Origin of the sequence: Herpetosiphon gulosus (genome assembly GCF_039545135.1) — a bacterium.
Taxonomy (GTDB): Bacteria; Chloroflexota; Chloroflexia; order Chloroflexales; family Herpetosiphonaceae; genus Herpetosiphon; species Herpetosiphon gulosus.
Map to the genome: position 1 here is coordinate 126378 of NZ_BAABRU010000004.1, position 24873 is coordinate 151250.

Genomic DNA, 24873 nt, shown 5'->3' on the forward strand with positions numbered 1-24873 from the left:
ATATCATGCCCTCACCCCCTAGCCTCCTCCTTACAAGGGTAGATTTTAACAATGATTGGGTGGGATTTGGAGTCGATGGTCATGCCCTCACCCCCTAGCCCCCTCTCCCGCACGCGAGCGAGGGGGAACCTCAAGACCAAAACGCCCCTCGCCCGCCGCAGTGGGAGAGGGGTTGGGGTGAGGGAACGGCTCTGCGCCCCCTCACCCGCCCAGCGAGGCGAGGGGGAACCCCAAGACCAATACTCCCCTCGCCCGCCGCAGTGGGAGAGGGGTCGGGGGTGAGGGAACTTAAATCTGGCCACCCACACCTTTAAATTTTTCAACAAATGCCGAGATTTGTTGAAAAACCCGCTGCTTCTTGCTTTTGTACTGTGGGTTAAGCGGACTCATTGTTGGCAGGGTCGCGTTAAGATCGGTGCCGTTCTCGCTGGCGTATTCGCGTTTCAACGAGGCTAGGATATAGCGCTTCGCCGCAGCTTCATTCAAGCCCTCCGACTGAATCAAATCTGCTACTTCACGGGCTTGCTCCGCTTGGGCAAACGTAAAGAACTCGTCAATAATCGTGGCCTTATCACCAATCGCATCGAGGTTGGTTTGGTTGATAAAATCAACAATCAGGCTTTCTTTGGCGCGGTTGCCAAGGCTGGCTCGAATCAAGCGGCGCACGTCTTCGATTAACTCGGCTTTCGTTTTGTTCTTCTTATGTTGCTCAAAAATCAGCTCAAGAATGTAGTCAAGCGTAATCTCCTGCGATTTAAGCAGGTCTACCTCAAACACCACATCGTTCCAATCAATCGTGGATTTTTGCTGTTCTTCGGCAGACCTTTCGCGGCGCAGCCAATCACGAATATCGTTATAGGTCGATCGGTAATCCTGAATTATCCGTTCGCTGGGGATGCGGATAGTTTGCAGGGCGGCTAGGTCAGCGTCACTTAAATAATGCTCAGCTTTGAAGGCTTCCAGCGCCTGAGGATCGCTGAGATCAATCCGTTGCAAGGCTTTAAGGCTGGCAAACTCATCGTAATTTTGCAGCACGTTCTCGACACGCAAATATTCACCAAATAACTTTACGAAGTCTTTCTTGTCTTTTTCGAGAAAAATTGTATCAGGCTCAGGAAAGCGCTGTTCTAACTCCCTGACTACCTCGATAAAACCGCGCCGTGCTTCACCAGTAATCAGATCGGTGAAACCTTGCATATATTCGTTGTAGCTTTTTTCAAGCACCACGTTTTTGGTGTTTTTATCGCCAAACAAGGTAATCGCATCAATCGTCGCTTGCTCCAGATCACGAAAGGTGACAATGTTGCCGAAGGTTTTGGTGGCATCGTAGATGCGGTTGGTACGCGAATAGGCTTGAATCAAGCCGTGATAGCGCAGGTTTTTATCGACAAACAGGGTGTTGAGGGTCGGCGCATCAAAGCCAGTTAAAAACATCCCCACGACAATCAGCAGGTCGATTTCTTTGGCGATCACCCGCTTGGCAAGGTCGCGGTAATAGTTTTGGAAGCCGTTGCTATCGACGCTGAAGTTGGTCTTAAAAAATGCGTTGTAGTCGGCGATCGCGGCGCTTAAAAATTCTTTGGCGCTAGGGTTCATCGCTACCAGATCAAAACTTTCGTCGCGAATTTCGCCAATGGCATCTTGCTCTTCATTGGCAGCGAATGAGAAGATCGTGGCGATTTTGAGCGGCGGATTTTTTGGATACTCAGCCTCATTCTGGAGGCGATTTAGCGCTTGGTAGTAGGCTTTGGCAGCCTCAATGCTGCTGACGGCGAACATGGCATTAAAGCCTTTGCTGCCCGTTTGCAGCCGGTGCGTTTTTTGACGAAAGTTGGTCAGAATATAGCGTGAGATTTCGCGAATCCGTGCTGGGTGCAGCAATGCCGCTTTATGTTCGGCGGCGTTGAGTTTTTGCTCGTCGATTTCGGTTTCGAGCGCCTTAAACAGCGGACGTACATCATTGTAATCGACCTTAAACTTCAGCACCTTTTCATCACGAATGGCATCGGTGATCACATAGGCATGCAATTCGCGGCCAAACACGCTGGCGGTGGTGTCGGCTCCCAAGGCGTTTTGCGGGAAGATCGGCGTACCAGTAAAGCCAAATTGATAGAACTTTTTGAATTTTTTCTTGAGATTTTTCTGCGCTTCGCCAAACTGGCTGCGATGACATTCATCAAAAATAAAAACGACCTGCTTGTGGTAGATGGCAAGATCGCCTTCACTTTTCATGAGGTTGTTGAGCTTTTGAATGGTGGTGACGATGATTTTATTGTCGTCTTGCTCTAGATTGCGCTTGAGTCCGGCGGTGCTGTCGGAGCCGTTGACGCTCTCCGGTGAAAAACGTTGGTACTCTTTCATGGTTTGGTAGTCGAGGTCTTTGCGATCGACCACAAAAAACACTTTGTCGATGAAGCTAAGTTCGGTTGCTAGCCGTGCCGCTTTGAAACTGGTAAGGGTTTTACCGGAGCCAGTGGTATGCCAGATGAAACCGCCGCTTTCGGTGCTACTCCAGTTTTTAGTTTGATAGGAGCTATTGATTTTGCGCAAAATCCGTTCGGTGGCGGCGATTTGATAGGGACGCATAATCAGCAGGGTGTTGCTCACATCGAAGACTGAATACTTGAGCAGAACATGCAGCAGGGTGTTTTTCTGAAAAAAGGTGGCGGTAAAATCTTTGAGGTCTTTGATTGGGCTGTTATCGGCTTTGGCCCAATTCATGGTGAAATCAAAACTGTTTTTATTGCGGGTCACCGTATTGGCAAAGTAGCGGGTGTCGGTGCCGTTGGAAATCACGAATACTTGGATATATTTGAATAGCGAGTGTTCAGTATTGAAGCTTTCTTTGCTATAACGGTGGATTTGATTGAAGGCTTCGCGAATCGCTACGCCGCGTTTTTTTAGTTCGACATGAATCAAGGGTAAGCCATTGACCAAAATCGTGACATCGTAGCGATTGGCGTGGCTGCCCGTTTGTTCAAATTGTTTGATCACTTGGACTTTATTGCGGGCAATCGTCTGTTTATCGAGCAGATAGATGTTTTGAATCCGACCATTGTCAAATACAAAGTCGTGAATGTAGTCGTCGTGAATTTTGCGGGTTGTTTCGATAATGCCGTCGCTGGGTTTATCGAGGTAGGTTTCAACAAAGCGCAGCCACTCGGCTTCGGCAAACTGGACGTTATTCAGGGTTTGTAATTGCTCGCGCAGATTAGCCAACATGGCTTGCGAGGTGGTTAATCCAGGCAGATACTCATAGCCCTGGCGTTGTAAATCTTGAATAAACTCGCGCTCTAAGGCATCTTCGCTCTGGTAGCTTTCGGCCAACCGCAATTGCTTGGTATAGTGATCGAGCACAATAAAGTTGTTTGATTCGGCGATCGTTGTATAGTCTGTCATTGGATTTCCTTTGCATGTATCCAACGGTCGTTTTGAAACTAGGTGTAATGGGTCTCGTTCCCTCACCCCCATCCCCTCTCCCACGGCGGCGGGCGAGGGGCACACTGCCGTTCCCTCACCCCCATCCCCTCTCCCACGGCGGCGGGCGAGGGGCGTTCCAATCGTCATGATGGAGCGGTTCCCCCTCGCTCGCTTGCGGGAGAGGGGGTTAGGGGGTGAGGGCCTCAGATGGTTTTGGGAAGCTGAATAGCAGATCGCGATAATATTCGTACTGCTGCTGGCGCAAGGCGATTTCGCGCGGCAGGCCTTCGCTGATCGAGTTGGTCAGCGCGTCGAATTTATCGAGAATGGCAACGATACGGGCTTGTTCGGCGAGAGAGGGAACAGGGATTTGGATTTTAGCGAGATTATCAACACTCACGCGCCGTACTTTCGTGCCAGTGATGTACTGTCGTTTTTGTTTTTGAAATTGTTCTGTTTGAAAGAAGTAAGAAACATATTTTGGATTCAAGCTATGTCTATAAATGCAAGCATCGCTGCTTACTGCAATTTCTTCACTCCCTAGCCAAGCAACAGCTTTACATACATCTTCATCATTCTCACTGGTTGTAGCTATAACTAAATCGCCTGATTTAGCTTTACGAGCTTTCTTAAAAAATTCTTTTGATACATACGTTTTAGTCTTATTCGTGTATGTGCCATAGTGTGTATAGATTTGTCCGTAGTGAATGCAACCAACACCCGTTTCCGTAAAATCTTTTTTCTGTAATCCGCCGCCGCGAATAAATTCGCCAATCTCTCCCAATGTGCTCCTCTGCACTTCGCCATCTTCAAAACTCAACAATTGCTCACGATAGTACGTATATTGTTTTTTACGGGCGGTCAGCTCGGCGGTCAGCTCGGCGGTCAGCTCGGCAAAGCCGTCCAAAATCGTAACGATTTTGGACTGGATTTGCCGCGATTTTTTTGGATTTTCAGGACATGGGATGGGAATTTCCTTATTTGCATAATTACTAATCCATTGACGTTTGTGATCACCGTCAACTAATTCACTTGGCAATGTATTCAGCCAATAATAAATATATTTAGATAAGGTTCTAGACTCATCTGCTGATGAAATCATTTTCATCGCCGATGATTTGGCTTTGAAATCGAAATCAACCCATTTATGGGCTGTTGTAAAATCATCAAAAATTATAACAGGGGTAGCTGATGCGTTATAAATTCCGTCTGTTTCATCTGTATAACCAAGGATGAATGTTTTACCAGCAGTCAATACCGGAATTTTAAAATCATCGTTATAGTTGGTTGATTGAACAAGGTATTTAGTTGGTTGCTCATATTTTGTTACCTCCCCCAACGGCAACCACTCCACCGCAACCCCATCCAGCAACTTTTCTAAATAGCTCATGCCTCAAGCTCCTCAGATTCAAGCTCAGCCACAATCGCATCAATCTCCTTGCGCAATTGGTCAATTCTGGCAACCGTGATTTTCAAATTGGCATTGAGCTGGGCAATATCCACTACTTCGCGATTATCTTTGGCTTCGACATAGCTGCTAACCGACAGATTGTAGTCGTTGGCGGCGATGGCTTCATAGGCTACCGATTGCGCGAAGTGCGCGAGATTGGCCTTGCTCTCGAACACCGCCATAATCTGGTCGATATGGGCTTCGGTGAGCGTGTTGGTATTAGTTTCTTTTTTAAATAAACCGCTGGCATCGATAAACTGGGTGGTGGTGTCGGTTTTATGTTTCGACAACACTAGAATCGTCACCGCAATGCTCGTGCCATAAAACAGGTTGGGTGCGAGCGCAATCACCGTTTCCACAAAGTTATTATCAATCAAATATTGACGGATTTTCTGCTCAGCGCCGCCACGGTAAAAAATCCCCGGGAAGCAAACAATCGCGGCGCGGCCTTTACTGGAAAGATAACTGAGCGCATGCAACACAAAAGCAAAATCGGCTTTGGACTTGGGAGCTAAGACCCCGGCTGGCGCAAAACGGTCGTCGTTGATCAGCGTCGGATCATCGGAGCCGATCCACTTGACTGAGTAGGGCGGGTTGGAAACGATCGCATCAAAGGGTTTATCACCAAGAAATTGTGGGTTGGTCAGGGTATTGCCCAACTGAATATTGAACTTATCGTAGTTGATGTTATGCAAAAACATGTTCATCCGCGCCAAGTTGTAGGTGGTGTGGTTAATCTCCTGGCCCCAAAAACCATCTTCAATAATATGCTCGTCGAAGTGCTTTTTGGCTTGCAGCAGCAGCGAGCCGGAACCTGCGGCGGGATCATAAATTTTATTAACGCTGGTTTGCTTGTGCATGGCCAGCTTGGCAATCAGCTTTGATACATGCTGCGGGGTGAAAAACTCACCGCCGGATTTACCAGCATTAGCGGCATAGTTGGAGATCAGATACTCATAGGCATCGCCAAACAAGTCGATCTGACTATCTTCAAAATCGCCAAAGTCCAGCCCAGCGACCCCTTTGATCACGGCGGCCAAGCGCTGGTTTTTCTCCTTGACAGTATTGCCAAGGCGATTGCTGGTGGTATCGAAATCGGCAAACAGGCCTTTGATATCGGTCTCGGAAGCGTAGCCGATGGCCGAATTTTCAATCGCGCCAAAGATCGTCGCAAGATCGGTATTTAACTGTTGGTTGGTATTGGCAGTTTTGGCGATAGTTTCAAACAACTGGCTAGGGTAGATAAAATAGCCCTTGGTTTTGATTGCATCATCTTTGATATCGGGAGTAATGACCGCATCAGCAAGCGCGGCGTAATTGATACTCTCATCGCCACCAGCAATATAGCTAGCAAAGTTTTCGCTGATAAAGCGATAAAACAGCGTGCCCAGCACATATTGCTTAAAATCCCAGCCATCGACAGAGCCACGGACATCATTGGCAATCTGCCAGATTTGGCGATAGAGAGCGGCACGTTGTTGTTGGATGCTTGTCATGGTGCTTTCCTATCTAATCTATCGTGATCTGCTGAATGTACGGGTACCGTTCCCTCACCCCCTGCCCCCGCTCCTACTGCGGCGGGCGAGGGGCACAGTACCGTTCCCTCACCCCCGACCCCTCTCCCACGGCGGCGAGCGAGGGGCGTTCTACCCTTCATGATGGAGCGGTTCCCCCTCGCTCGCTTGCGGGAGAGGGGGCTAGGGGGTGAGGGCATTCCAATCGACTCCAAATCCCACCCACCAAATTATTAACAACCAACTCTTGAACGGAGGGGGCTAGGGGTGAGGGCAGCGTTAATTTGCGTTCTTGGGCTGAGCCAAACGCCCCAGTAACAAGCCAAATTCAAACAAAAGATACATTGGAACCGCCAAAAAGGCCAAGTTGGCAGGGTCGCCCGTTGGGGTCAAAATTGCCGCAGCAATCACCGTGATCAGCACAACATAGCGGCGATAACCACCAAGTTTGCGTGGATTCAAAATGCCAAGCTTGGTGAGGGTAAACATGATCATCGGCAGTTCAAACACAATCCCATTGATTAGCAGTAGGCGGGTCAGAATTGAGAGAAAATCATCGAGGCGCGGCTTGTTTTCGATCAAATTACCAGTATTTTCGATGCCAAAGTTGATCAAAAATTTAATTGCGGCTGGGGCAGTTACAAACCAACCAAAGGCCAAGCCACCCAAAAAGCACAAAATCACCATGGGCAAACCGATAAAAATCCATTTGCGTTCGGTGCGGGTCAGGCCAGGCGCTAAAAAAGCCAAAAGTTGATAAATAATTACCGGCATGGCTGCTGCAATGCCCAGCGTCAGCGCTGTACTGAGGTAGGTGGTAAAGGTTTCGGCAACTTGGGTTGTTTGCACGCCCTGCTCGCCAGCAAAGCTCAAAATCACATATTTAATAAAGCTAGTGCTATTGACAATATAAAAACCACCAAACATGCCAATTAATACCGCAATCGAGACCTTGGTGAGTCGTGAACGCAACTCACGCAAGTGATCGAGCAAAGTCATGGTGCCATCAAGCGCAGTCGTTGATCTAGCCATTGGTTTGCTCCTCGGCGGCAGGCGCACGCAACGCTTGATCTAACGGCTGATCAAGCAAATCGTCATCGAGCATCACACGAGCTTGGCGGGCAATCTCAGGCCGTGCTGCTGGGGCTTTGGGGGTTGGGTCAATCACATTAGCCGCAGCCGTTGTTTTGGGATCTAAACCAAGATCGACGATCATCGCCCGATCATCATCGGAGAGAATCGAGCGCCCAAGCTCTTGAATTTGGCGGCGCGGGTCGAGTTCGCGAATTTGGCGGGCCATTTTTTCGACCGATTCATAATCGTCGCCCAGCTCGTTACGCGCCTGATTGCGCAGATCGGTAACCATTTTGCGGCCTTTGCTGATCCACTGGCCAATTTGAAACAACATTTCAGGCAAGCGCTCAGGTCCGACCACCACCAGGGCAATCACCAAGATGATCACAAATTCAAACGGGCCAATCCCAAAAATTGTCATAAGCGTCTGACCACTGGCTACAGGCTTGGGGCAACGCTTTAAGCAGAGTTAACCGAAAGCCCAACAAATAACTGCAATGGTTTATCGTTGCGTCCCCTCACCCTCGACATATCCTTACAAGGGTAGGTTTTAACGTTCCCTCACCCCAACCCCTCGCCCACTGCGGCGGGCGAGGGGCGTTCTACCCTTCATGATGGAGCGCTTCCCCCTCTCCTCGCAGGGCGGGAGAGGGGGCTAGGGGGTGAGGGCATGTCAATCGATGGTGAATCCCACCCAATCATTGCTAACAACCCACCCTTGTAAGGCGAGGGGGTGAGGGATGCCAACCATTACAAATAACAAATGGACAATGCCATGCAAGGCCGAACACCTTGCAGCATTGTCCACTGTTCGCATACAAATTACTCTTGGATGTTTGCTTTGATAAATGCTTCAGCGTCGCCGACGGTGCGCAATTTTTCAGCTTCTTCGTCGGTAATTTCTACGCCGAATTCTTCTTCGAGCGACATGACCAACTCGACCAAATCGAGTGAGTCGGCGTTAAGATCGTCCAAGAAGGTGGCGCTTGGCACAATTTTGTCTTCTTCTACGCCCAATTGTTCAGCAACCAATTTCTTCAAGCGTTCGTTTAAGTCTGACATTGTTAGATTCTCCGTATAGATAAGGATAAGTCCGAGGCAATCAAAGGGATTACCGAGTTATTCCTCGGATTCAGGTTTATTGACCACGGTACTGAGCACGCCATTGACAAAACGGCCAGAATTATCGCTGCCGAAATGTTTTGCAAGCTCGACCGCTTCATTAATCACGGCTTTAACCGGAGCTTTATCCGCCGCCGCATCGTAGAGAATTTCAAACAAAGCGATGCGCAGCACCGCAATATCCACCCCAGGCATTTGGTGGACAGGCCAAGATGGGGCAATTTTAGCAATTAAATCATCAATCTCTTGACGATTACCCCATGCACCATTAACAATTCGGGCAAAAAAATCACGACCTTCTGCGCTGAACATTTCATCATCACTGATGCGTGCAACAACCGAATCAAGGTCGTGGGTGGTTTGATCAAGTTCAAAGAGTGCCTGAAGTGCCGCAGCACGCACTCGGTGGCGAAGGCTACCCACGGTTCTGCTCGACATCCTGAATATAGACATTAACCGCACTGACCGGCATGCCGACCATTTCGTTTAATGCTTCGGTTACCGCCGATTGAACACGAGCGCCGAGATCAAGCAAGTTGACATCGGGTTGGGCGATCAGGTAGCAATCGGCACTGACGCTATCATCGACAACACGGATTGCCACACCATCAGCATTAGCAGTTCCGCTCCCCAACATGCTACCGACACGTTGTTGGCCAGGCACACTGCCCAACCGCGCAACGCCAGCAACATCCTGCGCCGTCAACGAGACAATCGCTGAAAGCACATCGGGGGCAATTGTCACAGTTCCAAATGGTTGATTCACGGTTTTCTCCAAGACTGCCCTATGCTGTCGCTTCTTTGGCAGCCTGTTGATTTAAAATATCAGCCAAGGTGTGCGTTGCAACATCGCCGCTCACAAAAGCTGGCTCGTTCATCATGCGCAGTTGAAATGGCAAGGTGGTCGTAATGCCATTGATCACACATTCGCTTAATGCTCGCCGCATGCGTTCAATTGCCTCAAGCCGCGTTTCCCCCCAGACGATCACTTTGGCTAACATCGAATCGTAGTTGGTAGGAGTGCGATAACCTGAATAGAGATGCGAATCGACCCGTACCCCTGGGCCACCTGGCGGCAAGTAGAGATCGACAGTCCCGCCAGCAGGCATAAAATCACGGTCGGCATCTTCGGCATTAATCCGACATTCAATCGCATGCCCGCGTATTTTAATGTCATCCTGAGTGAGCGTCAAGCGTTCGCCGGAAGCAATCCGAATTTGCCACTTAACCAGATCAAGCCCAGTCAGCCATTCGGTCACAGGGTGCTCAACCTGCAAACGGGTGTTCATTTCCATAAAATAGAAATTTCCCTGATGATCGAGCAAAAATTCCATCGTACCAGCGTTGTAGTAGCCAATTTCACGCACGCCATGCAAGGCCGCTTCGCCCATTTTCTGGCGTAATTCTGGGGTCAAGGCAGGCGATGGGCCTTCTTCAACCACTTTTTGATGGCGACGTTGCAACGAGCAATCACGCTCGCCCAGGTGAATTGCATGGCCATGTTGATCAGCCAAAATCTGAATTTCAACATGGCGCACCACCGGCAAGTATTTTTCCATATACAGATCGCCACGGCCAAAGGCAGCTTCGGCCTCAGCGCGGGCGGTATTAAAGGCGCGGGCCAATTCATCGGGCTGATTGACCACACGCATGCCCCGCCCGCCACCACCAGCCACAGCTTTGAGCAAAACCGGGTAGCCAATACCATCAGCCAAGCTTTGGGCTTCTTCAACGCTGGTCAAGGGGTTTTCGGTGCCAGGTACAAGCGGCAGGCCAGCCAACTTCATGGCTTGCTTTGCCAAGGCTTTATCGCCCATACGCTGAATCGAATCGGCTGAAGGGCCAATAAAGGTCAGGCCACATTCACGGCAACTCTCAGCAAAATAAGGGTTTTCCGACAAAAAGCCATAACCTGGGTGAATCCCATCGCAATCGCTAATCAACGCGGCGCTAATCAAGGCTGGCGCATTCAAATAGGATTTGGCTGGTGGTGGCGGGCCAATACAAATCGCTTCATCGGCCATGCGCACCGCCAGCGAATCGCGATCGGCCTCGGAATAGGCGGCAACCGCTTTGATGCCTAGCTCGTGGCAAGCGCGAATGATCCGCACCGCAATTTCACCACGATTGGCAATTAAAATTTTGCGTAACATGTTGGTTCCTCAGCTAAAGCGTTCGAGCAAGCGTTCCAACGCTGCTGCCTCATTGTAATGGTTTATATGGTCGCAATGGTCGCTATGCCCTCACCCCAACCCCTCTCGCACTACGGCGAGCGAGGGGCTTTATCAGGGTCGGTTTTGCGTTCCCTCACCCCAACCCCGCTCCCACGGCGGCGGGCGAGGGGCATTCCACCGCTCCACCGATTCATTGGTGAGCTAGTTCCCCTCGCTCGCTGGGCGGGAGAGGGGGCTAGGGGGTGAGGGAACCTCATAAACCATTACATTTAATACATGGTCATGCCGCCATCGACCGCCAAGGTTTGGCCAGTGATGTAGCCCGCAGCATCGGAAGCCAAGAAGACCACCGCGTTGGCAATTTCGGCAGGTTGACCCATACGTGCCAAAGGAATTCGATCCAAGGCTTTGTTGATTAATTCTTCGGACATGGCATTGCGGGTCATATCGGTTTCAATAAAGCCTGGGCAAATCGCGTTGGCGGTAATCCCCCGCGAGGCCATTTCTTGGGCCACCGACTTGCTAAAGCCGATCAGGCCAGCTTTGGCAGCGGCGTAGTTGGCTTGGCCGGCATTGCCTGTTAGACCGATAACTGAGCTAATCGTGATCACGCGACCCCATTTATTTTTCATCATTGGGCGCAGCACAGCCTTGGTCAGCAACATCACCCCACGCAGGTTGGTTTGCAACACATCATCAACTTCGCTCTCTTTCATGCGCAACAACAAGTTATCACGGGTAATGCCAGCATTGTTGACCAGAATATCGACGCGGCCAAAGGCTTCGGTCGTGGCTTTGAGCAAGGCTTCGTGGCTGGCAGCATCAGCTACATCGGCCTGTACCGCCAGAGCCTTGCCACCCTTGGCAGTAATCGTCTCGACCACTTCAGCAGCGGCGGCTTCGCTACCACGATAATTGACCACCACCGCAGCGCCGCTGGCGGCCAACGCCTCAGCGATTGCCCGACCGATCCCGCGTGAAGCTCCCGTCACAATTGCGACCCGACCCGTTAAATCTAGTTGCATGCTTGCTCCTTCAACACTAAACCATGCGCCAACCGCCATCGACTGGCAGCACTTGGCCCGTAATATAGCCCGCCTCAGGATTGGCCAGCATAAAAATTGCTGGGGTAATTTCGGCAGGTGCACCTAAGCGTTTCAACGGCACAATATTGGTGGCCCATGGGATATAACTTGGATCAAAACTCGACATATGGGGCCGTGAGATCAGGCCTGGAGCAACGCTATTCACCGTAATACCCCATGGTGCAACCTCACGCGCCAACGATTTAGAAAAGCCGATAATCCCACCCAGAGCGGCGGCATAATTGGCTTGGGTTAGGCCGCCAGCTAAGGGCTGATAGCCAGTAATCGTGATAATTCGCCCGTAACGGGCTTTTTGCATTGGCCGCAAAACGGCGCGGGTAATCCGCGTCACGCCACGCAGCATCACATCCATCACTTCGTTCCATTGCTCAAGGGTCATGTCGGCCACCGGAGCATTGTTAACCGCAGAATGGGCAGTGATCAGCATATCGAGCCGTTCCCAGCGTCGCACAGCCACTTCAACCAAGCTATTCATGGCTTCAGCATCGCGCACATCGGCCTTGATCGCGATTAAACGCTGCTCATCAGCAATCGTATCGCACATCTCTTCAGCCAAATCATCGCGCTGGCGATAGCAAAAAACCACCCGTGCACCGCGTTGAATCAGCCCTGAAACCACTTCGCGCCCAACCGCGCCAGTGCCACCTGTGACAATCGCCACTTGATCGTTAATACTCATTCTGCACCCCTATGGCATGACCCAGCCGCCGTCAATCGTCAGCACATGGCCAATAATATACGATGCAGCAGGCGATGCCAGAAAGGCTACCGCTGGCGCAACTTCTTCAACTTTGCCAAAGCGTTTGAGTGGAATCACATCAAGCGCCCAGGTTCGCAGCCATTGCGGAATGTGGTCGATAAAATCGGTATCGATATAGCCAGGTGCAACCACATTCACCACAATGCCATCGGAAGTGACTTCGCGTGCCACGGCCTTGGAAAAACCAACCAAGCCCATTTTGGCCGCTGCATAGTTGGTTTGGCCAACATTGCCCGCCAAGCCTGCCAACGAAGCAATGCTCACGATACGGCCATAGCGATTGGCTCGCATCGCTGGCAACACCGCTTGCGTGCATAAAAATGCCGAGGTCAGATCAGCCTTGATCACCTCGTCCCACTCATCGTCTTTCAAACGCTGAAAGAGATTATCGCGGGTGATGCCTGCGTTATTGATCAGAATCTGAATCGTACCCCATTCAGCCAAGGTTTGAGTAACCATCGTCTCAACCGATTGCTGATCAGTTACGTCGGCCTGAATTGCCATCGCCACCCCGCCAGCGGCTTGAATTTCGGCAACCACTGCCTCAGCTTTGGCGGCACTTGATTGATAATTAACAACGACTTTAACGCCCCAACTGGCTAGCTCCAAAGCAATCGCTCGGCCAATCCCGCGCGATGCTCCGGTGACAATCGCCACATGGTCTTGCATTCCCCGCATAGCAGCTGCCTCACCCACTTACATTACTGGGCGTTATTGTACTCGCCAATCTTGGCTATGTCATCAAAGTTGGCAATATTCAGGCGTTGCAAATTGGGATCGATCCGCTTGACCAAGCCTGTAAGCACACTCCCTGCGCCAATTTCAATCACGGTTTGCACACCCATGGCCGCAGCTTGCTCAATTGTAGCAATCCAGCGCACTGGCGCAGTAATTTGGGCGATGAGTTCAGCCCGAAGATCCTCGGCGCTCTGAATTGGCTGAGCCGTGCTGTTAGCAATCAATGGCACGTGGGCTGCGCTCATCGCTGCTGCCGCAAGCGCTGGCGCTAAACCAGCAGCGGTTGCCGCCATCAAGGGCGAGTGAAATGCTGCACTCACATTCAACGGCATAATTTTCTTGGCTCCAGCAGCTTTGGCTTGCTCACTAGCCGCCGCAACCGCCGCACTGGCCCCGCTAATCACCAACTGGCCATGGGCATTTTGATTGGCCACGACACACGCGCCAAATTCGCTCACATTGGTGCAAACTGCTTCGAGCGGCGCAAGATCAAGCCCAATTACTGCGGCCATCGCGCCTTCGCTCGCTTGAGCCATCAACTCACCGCGTTGGCGCACCAAGCGCAGGGCCGTGGCAAAATCGAGGGCCTTGGCGGCTACCAAGGCACTATATTCGCCCAACGAATGACCAGCAACAATGCTTGGATGAAGCTCCACGCCAGCCTCAGCAATTGCCGCCAACAAGGCCACGCTGACTGTCAGCAAGGCTGGTTGGGTATTTTCAGTCGCAGTTAAATCAGCTTCAGGCCCATCAAAGCACAAGCCCGCTAGATCAAAACCAAGCACGGCTTCGGCTTCGGCAAAAATCGCGCGTGCTGCTGGCGATTGTTCATAGACCTCGCGGCCCATGCCAATTTTTTGCGAGCCTTGTCCTGGAAAAAGCAATCCGATTGTCATTGGTTATCTTTCTATTATTACGAGGGGTCAGGGGCTAGGGACTAGGAGCCAGGTTTAGATTTAGAAATGCAACGAAATAATTCGTGCCTAAAAACTGATCCCTGACCCCTAGCACCTGACCCCTCGTCGCTACTTTCCGCCCCACACCAACACGCCCGAAGCCCAGGTCAGGCCGCCGCCAAAGGCAGTCAACAAAATCGTATCGCCAGGCTGCATGCGTCCAGCATCGGCGGCTTCGGCGATCGCTACGGGCAGAGTGGCAGCAGAAGTATTGCCATATTCTTGAATATTGACAAAGACTTGATCCATCGACACATTCAGGCGTTTAGCGACGGCTTCGATAATGCGTAAATTGGCTTGATGCGGCACGACCAATTGCACATCGGCAGTTGTTTTGCCAACTTGGGCCAACACATGCAACGAACTATCGACCATTGAGCGCACCGCATACTTAAACACTTCCGAGCCATTCATCTGAATATATTGTTCAGACTGATCAAGCCGCTCGTGAGTTGCAGGGTACAGCGTCGCGCCAGCTTTGATCCACAATAATTCGGCAGTATCGGGAATTGCCCCAAGCTTGTAAGATTGCAAACCGCGCTCTTGTTCGGTTGCTTCGAGGATGACAGCCCCTGCAGCATCGCCGAAAATCACGCAGGTATTACGATCTTGCCAATTTAAAAATGGCGAGATCGTTTCTGCACCGCAGAGTAATACTTTACCCACACCGCCGCCGCGAATCATGGCTGTGACAGCGCTGAGGGCATATAAAAAGCCACAGCATGCGGCATTCATATCCATCACACCAGCATTGATCGCGCCGAGTTTGGTTTGAACTAAGGCGGCAGTTGAGGGCAAAAGTAAATCGGGCGAAGTTGTGGCCACGACAATCAAATCAAGTTCTTCGGGTTTTACGCCAGCTTTATCAAGGGCAATCCGGGCGGCGCGTGCCGACATATCCGAGGTAGCTTGGCCTTCGGCAACGATATGGCGGCGCTGAATGCCGGTACGCGATTGAATCCATTCATCATTGGTATCGACAATTTGTTCAAGTTCTTGGTTTGTAAGCACACGATCGGGAGCGTAGCGCCCCCAACCAGTAATAGCTGCATTCATTACAAAACACTCCCGTGGTGAAGCCGTTTCATGCTGCACTGCACAATAACGCGCCTAAAATGCGAAAGGGACGAGAACCATTGGTCTCGACCCTTTCGCTGCTTCGCTGCCAACCATGGCTTATGCTTCAGCATTGTCCTTCTTGAGGTATTGGCGACCTTTGTAGGTACCGCAGTTCAAGCAAACGCGATGTGGGCGGCGATAGCCACCACAGTTTGGACAAGCCGACAATGAAGGTGCGGTCAAAGCAAGATGTTGGCGGCGGTGCCCGCGTTGTTCGCGGGTAATTTTACGACGTGGCAATGCGCCCATGAGAAACTAGGCTCCTTTCAGCAATTGTTTGAGCGCGGCAAGGCGCTCATCGATCACTTGATCGTCCAAATTATCGGCTTCAGGGTTATCGTTGAGGTTTTGGCCATCGAACGACAAACCACGACAATCGGGGCGACAAATCGGCGCGATAGGTAAGTTGATGAGCGTGTATTCACGGGCAGCATCGCCAAGATCAAGCAAATGGTTGCCGTTAATTTTGAACACATCAGGCTCTTCTGGTTCTGGCAACGGTGCGCCCGTCGTTGCATGAACCGTCGCGAAATATTCCTCGGCGAAATCGAACTCAACAGGTTGGCTGAAATCGCTTAAGCATCGCACGCATTCTAAAGTGACGTTGCCGCTCATCGCAGCATCTACTAAGACCCCATTTTTGGTGCGGGTCAGTTTGACATCGCCTTCGGTAATCCGCAGGCGGCTACCATCACCTAAATCAAGCTGTTCGTTTTCATAAGTATACTGGCGGGTCGCCCCAACATATTCTTGCAATAGTTGGGAAACATTGAATTGGAGTTCGGATGACATACAGTGACCTCCTGCTGGAATTCAACCCGCAAGCGACGTGACATTATAGGCGCGAGAACGCGCTCTGTCAAACTACGCCCAGTTCATCGAGGCCATTTTGAATAATCGTCAGCGATTTGCCAATATGTTCTTCAAGGTTTAACAACACTTGTCGGGCATATTCATCGGCCTCAGAGCGCACTTTGGCGGCTTCTGATTCGGCTTCGGCGATAATTCGGCTACGTTCACGCTGGGCAATTTCAAGCATGCCCTGTTCCGAGAGCGTGATCGCAATTTTCTTTTTGGTCGCCTCGATCAGTTGGTCGCGTTCGCGCACAATCTGGCGTGCTTGGCGTAATTCATTGGGAACCGCAACCCGCATCCGGTCGATAATGTCGAAGACTTGCTTCTCGTCGATCATTAATCGGCTGGTCAAGGGCACACGGCCACCACTCGCTAAAACCTCTTCCAACTCGTTAATCAGGCGCTCAAACTCGGCCTCAGCATATTCTGGGGGGCGCTGGTGTTGCCCGACTGGCTCCACGCTGGTTGCTTCCTGATGTTCACTGGGCTGTTCTCCCCATTGGGATTGTTCGCTCATGCGCGTGACTCCTCATGCGTTTGATAGGCTTGCTTGAGCGCAAGGGCAATATGAGCTGGCACAAATGAGCTAACATCGCCGCCATAAGCCGCAATTTCGCGTACCGCGCTTGAGCTAAGCAACGTAAAGCGTTGATCAGCCATCAAACAGACCGTATCAAGCGTGGGAGCCAAGTGATGATTGATATGCGCCATTTGAAACTCGTGCTCGAAATCGGTCGAAGCGCGTAAGCCTCGTACCAACACGGTTGCACCAATATCGAGCGCATACTCCACAACCAAACTCGAAAAAGCATCCACCCGCACATTGGGCAGGTGCGCTACCGATTCGCGAATCATGGCAATCCGTTGCTCAGTAGTAAATAGCAACTTTTTGTACGGACGATGAGCTACCGCTAAGACCAACTCATCAAACAAGCGTGATGCGCGAGCCGCAACATCAAGATGTCCATTGGTAATTGGGTCGAAGCTTGCAGGGTAGACAGCAATAGTCACAGGTGATTACTCCGATTGCGGCGGTAACGCTGGGCTCAATTCATAAATTGAGAAGCAGGAATCGCCGATACGCCGATGCTTTAGCAAACTCAGTGGCCCAAGTTGGGGCGGCATCACCAGCTTTGGCCAATGGCCTAAAACTAAAACGCCATTTGGATCTAAAATGCCGCGTTCAGCAACCCGCACTACAAGGTCGGGTATGCCTTCCATAGCATATGGCGGATCGAGCAGGATTATAGCATATTTTGTTTTTTCGTCGATGATTTGCAGAAATTTATCGACCGAAACGTTCCAAACTTTGGCTCGCTCAGCCAATTTGGTCGTTTTTAGGTTGTCTTTGGTCACGGCAGCAACATGGCTGCGAGCTTCAACAAAATCGGCCCATTCTGCCCCGCGCGATAAACATTCGATGCCCAGCGAGCCAGTGCCGGCAAATAAATCAAGGGCACGGCCTTCAAAGGCATTAAAGCCCTCTAAAATGCCAAATAACGATTCTTTGACCCGATCCAGCATCGGGCGCGTGCCAATATCCGGTGGGCCTTTTAATTGTCGCCCCTTGGCACTGCCAGTAATCACCCGCATTGGTAGTAACCCCGTAAATAAAGTCAAAAGTCAAAGGGCAAAAGTCAAAAGAGTCTAAACCAGAGATCAAATGGTTCATACTCCCTCACCCCAACCCCTCTCCCACGGCGGCGGGAGAGGGGCTTTTGGTTTGGTGGTTCCCCCTCGCTCGCGTGCAGGCTAGGGGGCTAGGGGGTGAGGGCATGAGAATTCTTATTAACCCAATCAACCATTATCTATAGACCAGAAACTTCTGACTTCTGACTTCTGACTTCTGACTTCTGACTTCTGACTTCTGACTTTCCTAAAAGACTTCTGCGCCAAATTCGGCTAGCTCGTCGGCGATCGATTCAATATCGTGGATGGTGCGCATTTTTTTGATCAGCCCAACATATTTTTGGCGATTGGCATCGTGGGCCATCACGGCTCGCTCAACATATTGGGTCAAATAGAGTTTTAATGCAGTTAATTGGGCTTCATCAAGCCGTTCACCATTCATATAGGCATCGACTGCGGCTTCTAAAACGCCAGTTTGCTCTTCCATCCAAAAGCGCGGTGGTACTGCTACTTTAAAAGGATAGGGGTACTCGCGGTTGGGCACAAATACTAAATTGCCAATTTGTTCGGCATCATCAGGCCATTGTTCAGTCATTGTATCGAAATCCTTGTTTTAGTTCGGAAGATCGTTCAAGCTTGCCAAGGGCACAATTGGGTCGATTTGCTGCACGCTATTACCTTCAGCAGCATCGATTGCCCGCATGATCAACCGCCAATCGGCCAGCGCGGTAGCCAAACTAGCCACAATTGGCTCATCATCAACAATCGCCGCATAAAAATTGCGAAACTCGCTGATATAGCCGCGCAAATCTTGAGCTTGATAGTGCTCTATTGTACCATCAGCCCGATATAATGTCGTCTGATCGCCACGAATCGTAATACTACCGTGGGTTCCATGCACCACCGTCCAATCAAAACAGGGATTTTCGGTTTTCACTGCGCCCGAAAAACACAACGAACCAAGCACGCCTGAGGCAAAACGCAAATTCAGCACCATCGTGTCTGGGCCACGTAGCACTGGATGCACATCCTTAATAAAGGCATGGGCGCTTTCGATTGGCCCGCCCAGTTCGCGCAATAACGCAGCTTGATGCACTCCAGCATCGGCCAAGACAGCCCCACGATATTGATGATCATGTCGCCAAGGGGTTGCCCCAAAACCTTGATTTGGATCGCTCCAGAAGGTGGCACGAAGTTCAATCAACACTAAATCGCCAATCGTGCCAGCATCCATCCAAGCGCGGGCTTGCTTGAGGTCATCGCGATAGTGAAAATTTTCGGCAATCAATATTTTGACTGGGGCATGCTGACAGGCTGCAACTAAAGCTTCGGCCTGCGGCAAATTGGCAGCCAAAGGTTTTTCACAAATTACATGTTTGCCTGCCGCGACCGCCGCTTGAATCGCCTCGGCATTACGCTGAATTGGCAACGAAATTAATACTGCCTCGATCTGCGAATCGGCAAAGAAATCCACCCACGAATCAGTGATCGTTGGGTGGAGATCGAGCAAGCCTGCCAGCGCCTCAGCATTGGCTCGATTATGATCGCAAATGCTAACAATTTCAAAGCAATTTGGTAATGCTTTGAGCGCTGGTAGATGCAAATGTTTGACCGCCAAACCCGCTCCAAGCACTCCTAACCTGATCGTTTTCATTAATGACGAGCCTCACGCTGGAAGCGCCGACGTTGCATCAAGGTTGGGCGACGACGAATTTTAAAGGGCGATGGTGGGGTTAATGGATCATCAGCTTCAAGCCGAGCACGGCGCTTGGGGCGTTCAAAGCGATAATAATCGAAGCCAACCAAGCCAACCCCAATCACGGCAGCAACCGCGATCACCACCGAACCAAACAGGCCTTCAGCGTTGCGGGTATAAACCAAGCCGCTCACAAAGGCACTTGCCAGCGTTAGCCAGCCCAAAGCACCTTGCCAGCGCTTGCGAAAAACAAACAACACAAGAACAGCAAACACCGCTAAAAAGCCGAAAACGAACCAATCAACACGAGTCATAGCGTGCTCCTCTAAGTCAAAGCATGGCTAGTAATACTGTAGCACACAATGGGCCATGCCTACCGAACCAATCGGATTGATTATGGTTAATCATGGGCCAAATTTGCATGTTTGACAAGCAGCCTTCAGATCTATTATTCTATACCTTGTATTACAAAGTATCCTTTATCGCAAGGTAGCCTATGTTTGAACGTGAACTTCTTAAAGGTAGCCTCGGTTTGATGCTAATGGCGCTGGTCGAGCAAGGCCCAATGTATGGCTACCTAATCGCGAAGGAAATTCGTGCGCTCACCGACGATGTAATTGATCTCAAAGAGGGGTCGTTATATCCGGCGCTCCATCGGTTGGAAAAAGAGGGGATGATCGAAGGCTTTTGGCAACGGCGCGAAGATGGGGTTGATCGCCGCTACTATCGCATAACAGCGGCTGGTCAGGCTGTCTTAGACGAACGCCGTGCCCAATGGAGTCGATTTAGTGCCGCAGTTTCAAAGGTGGTCTCCGATGCACCGTCCCAATGATAGCTATTTTGCTGAACTCGAACAAGAATTAGCAGCGCTCAGCCTTGCCGAACGTGAAGCGATTTTGCGCGAATTACGCTCGCACTACGACGATGCTGCCGCTGACCCAACCGCCGACGATCAGATTTTACGCTTAGGTTTGCCATTTCAGGCCGATCAATTTGGGCGCAAGCTCAAGCGCATCCATCGCTCGGCCAAACGCGAGGCCGCCAAACATCGCACCATGATGATTATTGCCACCGTGATTGCCAGCATCGCGATTGTGCTTTCGTTTGTCTTTCCATGGTTCGATGGCAATCTCTTGGCCTTCATTCTTGGCGGAACAGCGGCGGTCTGTTCAATTCTCTCAGTTGTAGGGATTTGGCTGCCCAAACAAACCATCGGCCAATGGCTCTTTTGGAGTGGTAGCACCGGCCTAACGTTAATCGGCCTACCATCCGTGATCAGCTTCAGCAGCTTCTATCTCATTTTCGGCCCTTTGTTGTTGTGGACAGGAACCCGACTACAACGGACGTATTAAGCCGCTAACATGGCTGCCCCGTCTCGTCGGGGTTTCTTTAGTGTGCCTAAAATTCAAGGAGTGGATCTGTGTTACACGAACAACAACCCCCTATAACCCCGCTAGTTATCAATGGCCCATGGACCCGCGAAGCCCGCGAGCGTGCGATCGCCGAAGAAGTAAAATTAGCTTATATCGAATATTTTCGCAAAGCCGTTAAAACCCGCAACTGGTTGCCATGGGATGATTTGCCGTTGCGCGAGATGGAACAATATGGTCACATGCTCAGCGAAGATACTGTGACCCTAGTTGAAAGTTTCTTGGGCGTTGAAGATTATGTCGGCGATTATGTCGAGGACACAATCAATATTGTGCACGGCAAGCGTGAACGCCGCAATATTCAATTGCAATGGGGCGCTGAAGAATCTAAGCATGCCGAGGCTTGGGAATTGGTGCTGTTGCACTCAGGTCGCCGCACCAAAGAGCAATTAGAAACCTATCGCGATCAAGTTGCTGAGCATCGCTGGACGATGTATGAAAATCATCCTGGCTTTGACACGCCCTTGGGGGTTGCAGCCTATGCGATGGTTCAAGAACGCGCTACCTATTTTAATTATGAAGAACTACGCAAACGGATTCGCAGCGAGTATGGCTTGCCCGAACAAACCACTGAAGAAGAACGCAAACGTGGCAAGCAAATTGGCGCTGCTGCCGCCTTCAAAATCGTTGGGGTTGATGAAATTGCTCACCACGGCATGTTTCTGCGGGTGATCGATATTTACAAGCGCTATTTGCCTTATGAAACGCTGGATATGGTGTTTCGGGTGCTGAATGGCTTCAACATGCCAGCGCTACATATTTTGCCCAATGCCGAGGAACTGAAAGCCTCATTGGAACGCACCAAACTCTACACGCCACTCAAACATGGTCGTTTTGTGGCCAATCCAGTGCTCGATGCTATGGGCTTCAACAATAAACGTGCCCTCGAACGAGCCGTTCAACAAGCCAAACTGCTGCCAACTGGCCTTGGCCCTGAACACGTTGCAATTGGCCGCGATGGCGAATTCGTGATTTCGATGCAACCAGACGCTGAAATTGAAGCCGCTTAATCATTGCGATTAAACGCCAGAGCGCAGGCAGTAATGATTGCCTGCGCTTGCTATTTAACCCAGCGCTCATCACGCAACAAGAACGAAGAAGAACGTTAAGAATTGGAGATTGATGATTGTTGGGTGTTGGTGTAGGCCGCCAAATCTTGTTCTTCGATCACTGGCATAAAGCGCGTCATCTCGACCATCTTGAAGATTTTTTGATGGTGTGGGCTGACGTGTAAACAAAAGACTTTATAGCCATTCTTGCGAGCAGCGACCACAAACTTCAGTAGCACCGAAATGCCCGCCGAGTTGATAAACGCCACATCAGCAAAATCTAAAACAGTAATTGGTTTCATTTGGGTACAGGCATGCTCGATCGTTGCTGCCGAGACCGCATCGACGCTGTTGGTCAGAATATGCAACAGCACGACATCATCCCACTCTTCTCGTCGAATTACCGCTTGTACATCGCTCATAATAGATCTCCTAGGTTGGTCAACGCGGCCAACTCTGACATGATCATAGTTGAGCAGACGATTTTTGGCAACCAAGCTGCATGAATTTTTGATGACAAATTCCTAAGAACATCAAGCAAAGAACATAGAACATAGAATTGGGGATCAGGGGAGAGATTTAACGCAGAGGCGCAGAGCGATGTGAGGGGTCAGGATTCAGGGATCAGAGGTCAGAGGCTAGAGACCGAAGCATCATCAGATTAATTTGTGATAATCTGGGGCTAAAAAACTGAGCCTTCGTGTGCTTCGTGTGCTTCGTGGTTTCGTTCTTTGTGATCTTCGGGCTCAAATCTGCTCCCTGACACCTAGCCCCTGATCCCGCACCCTTCATACTTGCGATAATGGTACAATAGCAGCGGGCATTCGCCCCTTGCTGATTGTATATACCCAATGGTGCTAACAATCTATGTCCACAATATTGCTTGTAGAAGATGAAGCCCTGCTCGCCGATACGCTCCGTTACAACCTTGAACGCGAAGGCTATACCGTGCTTTCTGCTTCCGATGGAGTGACAGGGCTGGATTTGGCCCGGGCTGAACAGCCCGATTTGCTGATTTTAGATGTGATGTTGCCGAAACTCGATGGCTTTTCAGTCTGTCGAATTTTGCGCCGTGAAACCAATATTCCAATTATGATGCTGACCGCCCGCCAAGATGAAGTTGATCGGATTGCGGGCTTGGAATTGGGCGCTGATGATTATGTAATCAAGCCATTTAGCCTTGGCGAATTGCTGGCCCGCGTGCGGGCGATTTTGCGCCGCACCGACCGCCAACCAACCGGGGTTGAACGCGAATTGCTGACCGCCGCCAATCTTAAGGTCGATACTGGGAGCCGCCGGGTGTTTCGCGATAACAACGAAATTACCCTCGCCCAGAAGGAATTTGACCTGTTGGTGTGTTTGATGCGCAACCGTGGCATGGCGCTCTCCCGCGATTTGCTGCTTGAACGGGTTTGGGGCTACGATTTTCCAGGCGATTCGCGCACGGTCGATGTGCATGTGCGTTGGCTGCGTGAGAAAGTTGAAGTAGATCCCAGCAACCCAATTTATATTCAAACGGTGCGTGGGATTGGCTATCGCTTTAATGATCAACTTAGCCGTAGCGAGCGCAAAAACTAATGACTTGGATTGTGCTGTTGGCGTTGACAACGATCATCGCGTTGCTTTGGGGCTGGCATGGTCAACGCAATCTCCGCCGTGAACTGGCCTATTTACGCAATCGGCCTGTGGTTGCCCCAACCCCACCAGCCGATCCGTTTAATCAGTTGTTTCGCACGCTCAGCGCCGCGCTTGATGCAGGCGTGATTGTCGTCAATGATGGCCGCACCATTCGTTATTGTAACGATGTTGCGGCTAAATTATTTGGGGTCAGTGCCAATGCGGTGGTCAATCATAGCGTGATCACCTTGGTGCGCGATTATCAGGCCGATACGATGATCGAGCAATCGATTCGGCGGCGCGACCCACAGCAAGTAACCTTGCAACCAGTGCTTTCGAATCGTACAATTCGGATTTGGTGTGAGCCATTGCCCGAAAGTGGCGCGTTGATTCTAGCTCGCGATTTGACCCAACTGAGTTTATTAGAACGAGCGCGGCGCGATTTGGTAGCGAATGTTTCGCATGAGTTGCGCACGCCGCTGGCCTCGATCAAACTCTTGGTCGAAACCTTAGCAACCCAACCACCACCTGAGTTAGCCCAACGCATGCTGGGGCAGGTCGATACTGAGCTTGATGCGGTAATGCAGCTGGTCGATGAATTGCACGAACTTTCGCAGATCGAATCGGGTCGCACAGCCTTGCAATTGCAGCCAACTCCAGTCGAAGATATTGTCGAACGCGCCAATAATCGCATTCAGCCGCAAGCCAAGCGCAAAGATCTACGGGTAGCGGTGACAATTGCGCCTGACTTGCCCGAAGTCTATGTTGATCGCGATCGAATTAGCCAAGTGCTGCTCAATTTGTTGCATAATGCAGTTAAATGGACTGATGCTGGCGGTACGATTACGATTGAAGCTGGTTTGCGTTCGCGCAGCGAGCTTGGTCATCATCTTAGCCGCATGCTTGAGCCAAGTAATCGCTGGGTCATTATGGCGATTCACGATACTGGCGCGGGCATTCCGGCTGAGGCGATTCCGCGAATTTTCGAGCGTTTCTATAAAGTTGATCGAGCGCGGACGCGCGGGGTTGGTGGCACAGGTTTGGGTTTGGCCATTGTCAAACACTTGGTCGAAGGCCATGGCGGCGTGGTGTGGGTCGCTAGCAGCGAAGGTCGCGGTAGTACATTTACCGTGGCGCTGCCAGTCGTTGACGATGAATAATTGT

28 protein-coding genes are annotated in these 24873 nt (G+C 50.8%); 5 read left to right on the plus strand and 23 right to left on the minus strand.

Annotation, left to right across the window (positions count from 1 at the left end):
* Positions 1 to 288: 288 nt before the first annotated feature.
* From ABEB26_RS06330 to ABEB26_RS06435, 22 genes are all read right to left on the minus strand, one after another.
* Positions 289 to 3399, minus strand: a complete 3111-nt coding sequence (locus ABEB26_RS06330) for a type I restriction endonuclease subunit R (RefSeq protein ID WP_345721132.1) — start codon at positions 3397 to 3399, stop codon at positions 289 to 291.
* A 208-nt stretch (positions 3400 to 3607) separates the two neighbouring features.
* The gene (locus ABEB26_RS06335) at positions 3608 to 4810 is read right to left on the minus strand and encodes a restriction endonuclease subunit S (protein ID WP_345721133.1); all 1203 of its coding nucleotides are present in this window, start codon (positions 4808 to 4810) and stop codon (positions 3608 to 3610) included.
* On the minus strand, positions 4807 to 6366 hold the full coding sequence (locus ABEB26_RS06340; protein ID WP_345721134.1) for a type I restriction-modification system subunit M: 1560 nt from the start codon (positions 6364 to 6366) through the stop codon (positions 4807 to 4809). Before ABEB26_RS06340 ends, ABEB26_RS06335 begins: the two co-directional genes overlap by 4 nt.
* Before the next feature lie 297 nt (positions 6367 to 6663).
* Positions 6664 to 7416 (minus strand): twin-arginine translocase subunit TatC, encoded by a 753-nt coding sequence (gene tatC / locus ABEB26_RS06345; RefSeq protein ID WP_345721135.1) that lies wholly within the window; start codon positions 7414 to 7416, stop codon positions 6664 to 6666.
* Positions 7409 to 7879 (minus strand): Sec-independent protein translocase protein TatB, encoded by a 471-nt coding sequence (gene tatB / locus ABEB26_RS06350; protein WP_345721136.1) that lies wholly within the window; start codon positions 7877 to 7879, stop codon positions 7409 to 7411. Before tatB ends, tatC begins: the two co-directional genes overlap by 8 nt.
* A gap of 401 nt (positions 7880 to 8280) precedes the next feature.
* Positions 8281 to 8520 (minus strand): acyl carrier protein, encoded by a 240-nt coding sequence (locus ABEB26_RS06355; protein WP_012188308.1) that lies wholly within the window; start codon positions 8518 to 8520, stop codon positions 8281 to 8283.
* A 57-nt stretch (positions 8521 to 8577) separates the two neighbouring features.
* Positions 8578 to 9018 carry a transcription antitermination factor NusB gene (gene nusB / locus ABEB26_RS06360; RefSeq protein WP_345721137.1) on the minus strand — a complete coding sequence of 147 codons (441 nt, stop codon included), beginning with the start codon at positions 9016 to 9018 and terminating at the stop codon, positions 8578 to 8580.
* A complete protein-coding gene (locus tag ABEB26_RS06365) occupies positions 8996 to 9346 on the minus strand; it encodes an Asp23/Gls24 family envelope stress response protein (RefSeq protein ID WP_012188306.1) in 351 nt (116 codons plus the stop codon). Before ABEB26_RS06365 ends, nusB begins: the two co-directional genes overlap by 23 nt.
* A gap of 19 nt (positions 9347 to 9365) precedes the next feature.
* On the minus strand, positions 9366 to 10733 hold the full coding sequence (gene accC / locus ABEB26_RS06370) for an acetyl-CoA carboxylase biotin carboxylase subunit (RefSeq protein ID WP_012188305.1): 1368 nt from the start codon (positions 10731 to 10733) through the stop codon (positions 9366 to 9368).
* A gap of 290 nt (positions 10734 to 11023) precedes the next feature.
* The gene (fabG, locus tag ABEB26_RS06375; protein ID WP_345721139.1) at positions 11024 to 11779 is read right to left on the minus strand and encodes a 3-oxoacyl-[acyl-carrier-protein] reductase; all 756 of its coding nucleotides are present in this window, start codon (positions 11777 to 11779) and stop codon (positions 11024 to 11026) included.
* A gap of 16 nt (positions 11780 to 11795) precedes the next feature.
* On the minus strand, positions 11796 to 12539 hold the full coding sequence (locus ABEB26_RS06380; protein ID WP_345721140.1) for an SDR family oxidoreductase: 744 nt from the start codon (positions 12537 to 12539) through the stop codon (positions 11796 to 11798).
* Between the two features lie 9 nt (positions 12540 to 12548).
* Entirely contained in the window at positions 12549 to 13298 is a 750-nt protein-coding gene (gene fabG, locus ABEB26_RS06385) for a 3-oxoacyl-[acyl-carrier-protein] reductase (protein ID WP_345721141.1), read from the minus strand.
* Positions 13299 to 13321: 23 nt separating this feature from the next.
* On the minus strand, positions 13322 to 14254 hold the full coding sequence (gene fabD, locus ABEB26_RS06390; protein ID WP_345721142.1) for an ACP S-malonyltransferase: 933 nt from the start codon (positions 14252 to 14254) through the stop codon (positions 13322 to 13324).
* Between the two features lie 129 nt (positions 14255 to 14383).
* Positions 14384 to 15370, minus strand: a complete 987-nt coding sequence (locus ABEB26_RS06395; RefSeq protein ID WP_345721143.1) for a beta-ketoacyl-ACP synthase III — start codon at positions 15368 to 15370, stop codon at positions 14384 to 14386.
* Between the two features lie 120 nt (positions 15371 to 15490).
* Positions 15491 to 15682 carry a 50S ribosomal protein L32 gene (gene rpmF / locus ABEB26_RS06400; protein WP_012188299.1) on the minus strand — a complete coding sequence of 64 codons (192 nt, stop codon included), beginning with the start codon at positions 15680 to 15682 and terminating at the stop codon, positions 15491 to 15493.
* Positions 15683 to 15688: 6 nt separating this feature from the next.
* Positions 15689 to 16225, minus strand: a complete 537-nt coding sequence (locus ABEB26_RS06405; protein WP_012188298.1) for a YceD family protein — start codon at positions 16223 to 16225, stop codon at positions 15689 to 15691.
* A 67-nt stretch (positions 16226 to 16292) separates the two neighbouring features.
* On the minus strand, positions 16293 to 16805 hold the full coding sequence (locus ABEB26_RS06410) for a hypothetical protein (protein ID WP_012188297.1): 513 nt from the start codon (positions 16803 to 16805) through the stop codon (positions 16293 to 16295).
* The gene (gene coaD, locus ABEB26_RS06415; RefSeq protein ID WP_345721144.1) at positions 16802 to 17299 is read right to left on the minus strand and encodes a pantetheine-phosphate adenylyltransferase; all 498 of its coding nucleotides are present in this window, start codon (positions 17297 to 17299) and stop codon (positions 16802 to 16804) included. Before coaD ends, ABEB26_RS06410 begins: the two co-directional genes overlap by 4 nt.
* Positions 17300 to 17305: 6 nt before the next feature.
* Entirely contained in the window at positions 17306 to 17881 is a 576-nt protein-coding gene (gene rsmD, locus ABEB26_RS06420; protein WP_345721145.1) for a 16S rRNA (guanine(966)-N(2))-methyltransferase RsmD, read from the minus strand.
* A 283-nt stretch (positions 17882 to 18164) separates the two neighbouring features.
* The gene (locus tag ABEB26_RS06425; protein ID WP_345721146.1) at positions 18165 to 18512 is read right to left on the minus strand and encodes a hypothetical protein; all 348 of its coding nucleotides are present in this window, start codon (positions 18510 to 18512) and stop codon (positions 18165 to 18167) included.
* Between the two features lie 18 nt (positions 18513 to 18530).
* Complete coding sequence (locus ABEB26_RS06430; protein ID WP_345721147.1) at positions 18531 to 19571, minus strand: Gfo/Idh/MocA family protein; 1041 nt, start codon at positions 19569 to 19571, stop codon at positions 18531 to 18533.
* On the minus strand, positions 19571 to 19927 hold the full coding sequence (locus ABEB26_RS06435) for a hypothetical protein (RefSeq protein WP_345721148.1): 357 nt from the start codon (positions 19925 to 19927) through the stop codon (positions 19571 to 19573). The genes ABEB26_RS06430 and ABEB26_RS06435 overlap by 1 nt, the downstream gene beginning before the upstream one ends.
* Positions 19928 to 20109: 182 nt before the next feature.
* Here ABEB26_RS06435 and ABEB26_RS06440 point away from each other — a divergent pair, with 182 nt between their 5' ends.
* The 3 genes from ABEB26_RS06440 (at position 20110) to ABEB26_RS06450 (ending at position 22053) form a co-directional block, all read left to right on the plus strand.
* Entirely contained in the window at positions 20110 to 20445 is a 336-nt protein-coding gene (locus ABEB26_RS06440; protein ID WP_012188291.1) for a PadR family transcriptional regulator, read from the plus strand.
* Positions 20429 to 20965, plus strand: a complete 537-nt coding sequence (locus ABEB26_RS06445; protein ID WP_345721149.1) for an HAAS signaling domain-containing protein — start codon at positions 20429 to 20431, stop codon at positions 20963 to 20965. Before ABEB26_RS06440 ends, ABEB26_RS06445 begins: the two co-directional genes overlap by 17 nt.
* Positions 20966 to 21033: 68 nt before the next feature.
* Entirely contained in the window at positions 21034 to 22053 is a 1020-nt protein-coding gene (locus ABEB26_RS06450; protein WP_345721150.1) for a ferritin family protein, read from the plus strand.
* Between the two features lie 95 nt (positions 22054 to 22148).
* Here the strand turns inward: ABEB26_RS06450 and ABEB26_RS06455 are convergent, their stop codons facing one another.
* Positions 22149 to 22514 (minus strand): STAS domain-containing protein, encoded by a 366-nt coding sequence (locus ABEB26_RS06455; protein ID WP_345721151.1) that lies wholly within the window; start codon positions 22512 to 22514, stop codon positions 22149 to 22151.
* 445 nt (positions 22515 to 22959) lie between these two features.
* Here ABEB26_RS06455 and ABEB26_RS06460 point away from each other — a divergent pair, with 445 nt between their 5' ends.
* Positions 22960 to 23670 carry a response regulator transcription factor gene (locus ABEB26_RS06460; RefSeq protein WP_012188360.1) on the plus strand — a complete coding sequence of 237 codons (711 nt, stop codon included), beginning with the start codon at positions 22960 to 22962 and terminating at the stop codon, positions 23668 to 23670.
* The gene (locus tag ABEB26_RS06465; protein ID WP_345721152.1) at positions 23670 to 24869 is read left to right on the plus strand and encodes a sensor histidine kinase; all 1200 of its coding nucleotides are present in this window, start codon (positions 23670 to 23672) and stop codon (positions 24867 to 24869) included. Before ABEB26_RS06460 ends, ABEB26_RS06465 begins: the two co-directional genes overlap by 1 nt.
* Positions 24870 to 24873: the final 4 nt, after the last annotated feature.

Excerpts from the sequence above, each read along its gene's own strand:
- ABEB26_RS06330 (WP_345721132.1), bottom strand. The coding sequence starts at position 3,399 with ATGACAGACTATACAACGATCGCCGAATCAAACAACTTTATTGTGCTC.
- ABEB26_RS06335 (WP_345721133.1), bottom strand. The coding sequence starts at position 4,810 with ATGAGCTATTTAGAAAAGTTGCTGGATGGGGTTGCGGTGGAGTGGTTG.
- ABEB26_RS06340 (WP_345721134.1), bottom strand. The coding sequence starts at position 6,366 with ATGACAAGCATCCAACAACAACGTGCCGCTCTCTATCGCCAAATCTGG.
- tatC (WP_345721135.1), bottom strand. The coding sequence starts at position 7,416 with ATGGCTAGATCAACGACTGCGCTTGATGGCACCATGACTTTGCTCGAT.
- tatB (WP_345721136.1), bottom strand. The coding sequence starts at position 7,879 with ATGACAATTTTTGGGATTGGCCCGTTTGAATTTGTGATCATCTTGGTG.
- ABEB26_RS06355 (WP_012188308.1), bottom strand. The coding sequence starts at position 8,520 with ATGTCAGACTTAAACGAACGCTTGAAGAAATTGGTTGCTGAACAATTG.
- nusB (WP_345721137.1), bottom strand. The coding sequence starts at position 9,018 with ATGTCGAGCAGAACCGTGGGTAGCCTTCGCCACCGAGTGCGTGCTGCG.
- accC (WP_012188305.1), bottom strand. The coding sequence starts at position 10,733 with ATGTTACGCAAAATTTTAATTGCCAATCGTGGTGAAATTGCGGTGCGG.
- fabG (WP_345721139.1), bottom strand. The coding sequence starts at position 11,779 with ATGCAACTAGATTTAACGGGTCGGGTCGCAATTGTGACGGGAGCTTCA.
- ABEB26_RS06380 (WP_345721140.1), bottom strand. The coding sequence starts at position 12,539 with ATGAGTATTAACGATCAAGTGGCGATTGTCACAGGTGGCACTGGCGCG.
- fabG (WP_345721141.1), bottom strand. The coding sequence starts at position 13,298 with ATGCGGGGAATGCAAGACCATGTGGCGATTGTCACCGGAGCATCGCGC.
- fabD (WP_345721142.1), bottom strand. The coding sequence starts at position 14,254 with ATGACAATCGGATTGCTTTTTCCAGGACAAGGCTCGCAAAAAATTGGC.
- ABEB26_RS06395 (WP_345721143.1), bottom strand. The coding sequence starts at position 15,370 with ATGAATGCAGCTATTACTGGTTGGGGGCGCTACGCTCCCGATCGTGTG.
- rpmF (WP_012188299.1), bottom strand. The coding sequence starts at position 15,682 with ATGGGCGCATTGCCACGTCGTAAAATTACCCGCGAACAACGCGGGCAC.
- ABEB26_RS06405 (WP_012188298.1), bottom strand. The coding sequence starts at position 16,225 with ATGTCATCCGAACTCCAATTCAATGTTTCCCAACTATTGCAAGAATAT.
- ABEB26_RS06410 (WP_012188297.1), bottom strand. The coding sequence starts at position 16,805 with ATGAGCGAACAATCCCAATGGGGAGAACAGCCCAGTGAACATCAGGAA.
- rsmD (WP_345721145.1), bottom strand. The coding sequence starts at position 17,881 with ATGCGGGTGATTACTGGCAGTGCCAAGGGGCGACAATTAAAAGGCCCA.
- ABEB26_RS06425 (WP_345721146.1), bottom strand. The coding sequence starts at position 18,512 with ATGACTGAACAATGGCCTGATGATGCCGAACAAATTGGCAATTTAGTA.
- ABEB26_RS06430 (WP_345721147.1), bottom strand. The coding sequence starts at position 19,571 with ATGAAAACGATCAGGTTAGGAGTGCTTGGAGCGGGTTTGGCGGTCAAA.
- ABEB26_RS06435 (WP_345721148.1), bottom strand. The coding sequence starts at position 19,927 with ATGACTCGTGTTGATTGGTTCGTTTTCGGCTTTTTAGCGGTGTTTGCT.
- ABEB26_RS06440 (WP_012188291.1), top strand. The coding sequence starts at position 20,110 with ATGTTTGAACGTGAACTTCTTAAAGGTAGCCTCGGTTTGATGCTAATG.
- ABEB26_RS06445 (WP_345721149.1), top strand. The coding sequence starts at position 20,429 with ATGCACCGTCCCAATGATAGCTATTTTGCTGAACTCGAACAAGAATTA.
- ABEB26_RS06455 (WP_345721151.1), bottom strand. The coding sequence starts at position 22,514 with ATGAGCGATGTACAAGCGGTAATTCGACGAGAAGAGTGGGATGATGTC.
- ABEB26_RS06460 (WP_012188360.1), top strand. The coding sequence starts at position 22,960 with ATGTCCACAATATTGCTTGTAGAAGATGAAGCCCTGCTCGCCGATACG.
- ABEB26_RS06465 (WP_345721152.1), top strand. The coding sequence starts at position 23,670 with ATGACTTGGATTGTGCTGTTGGCGTTGACAACGATCATCGCGTTGCTT.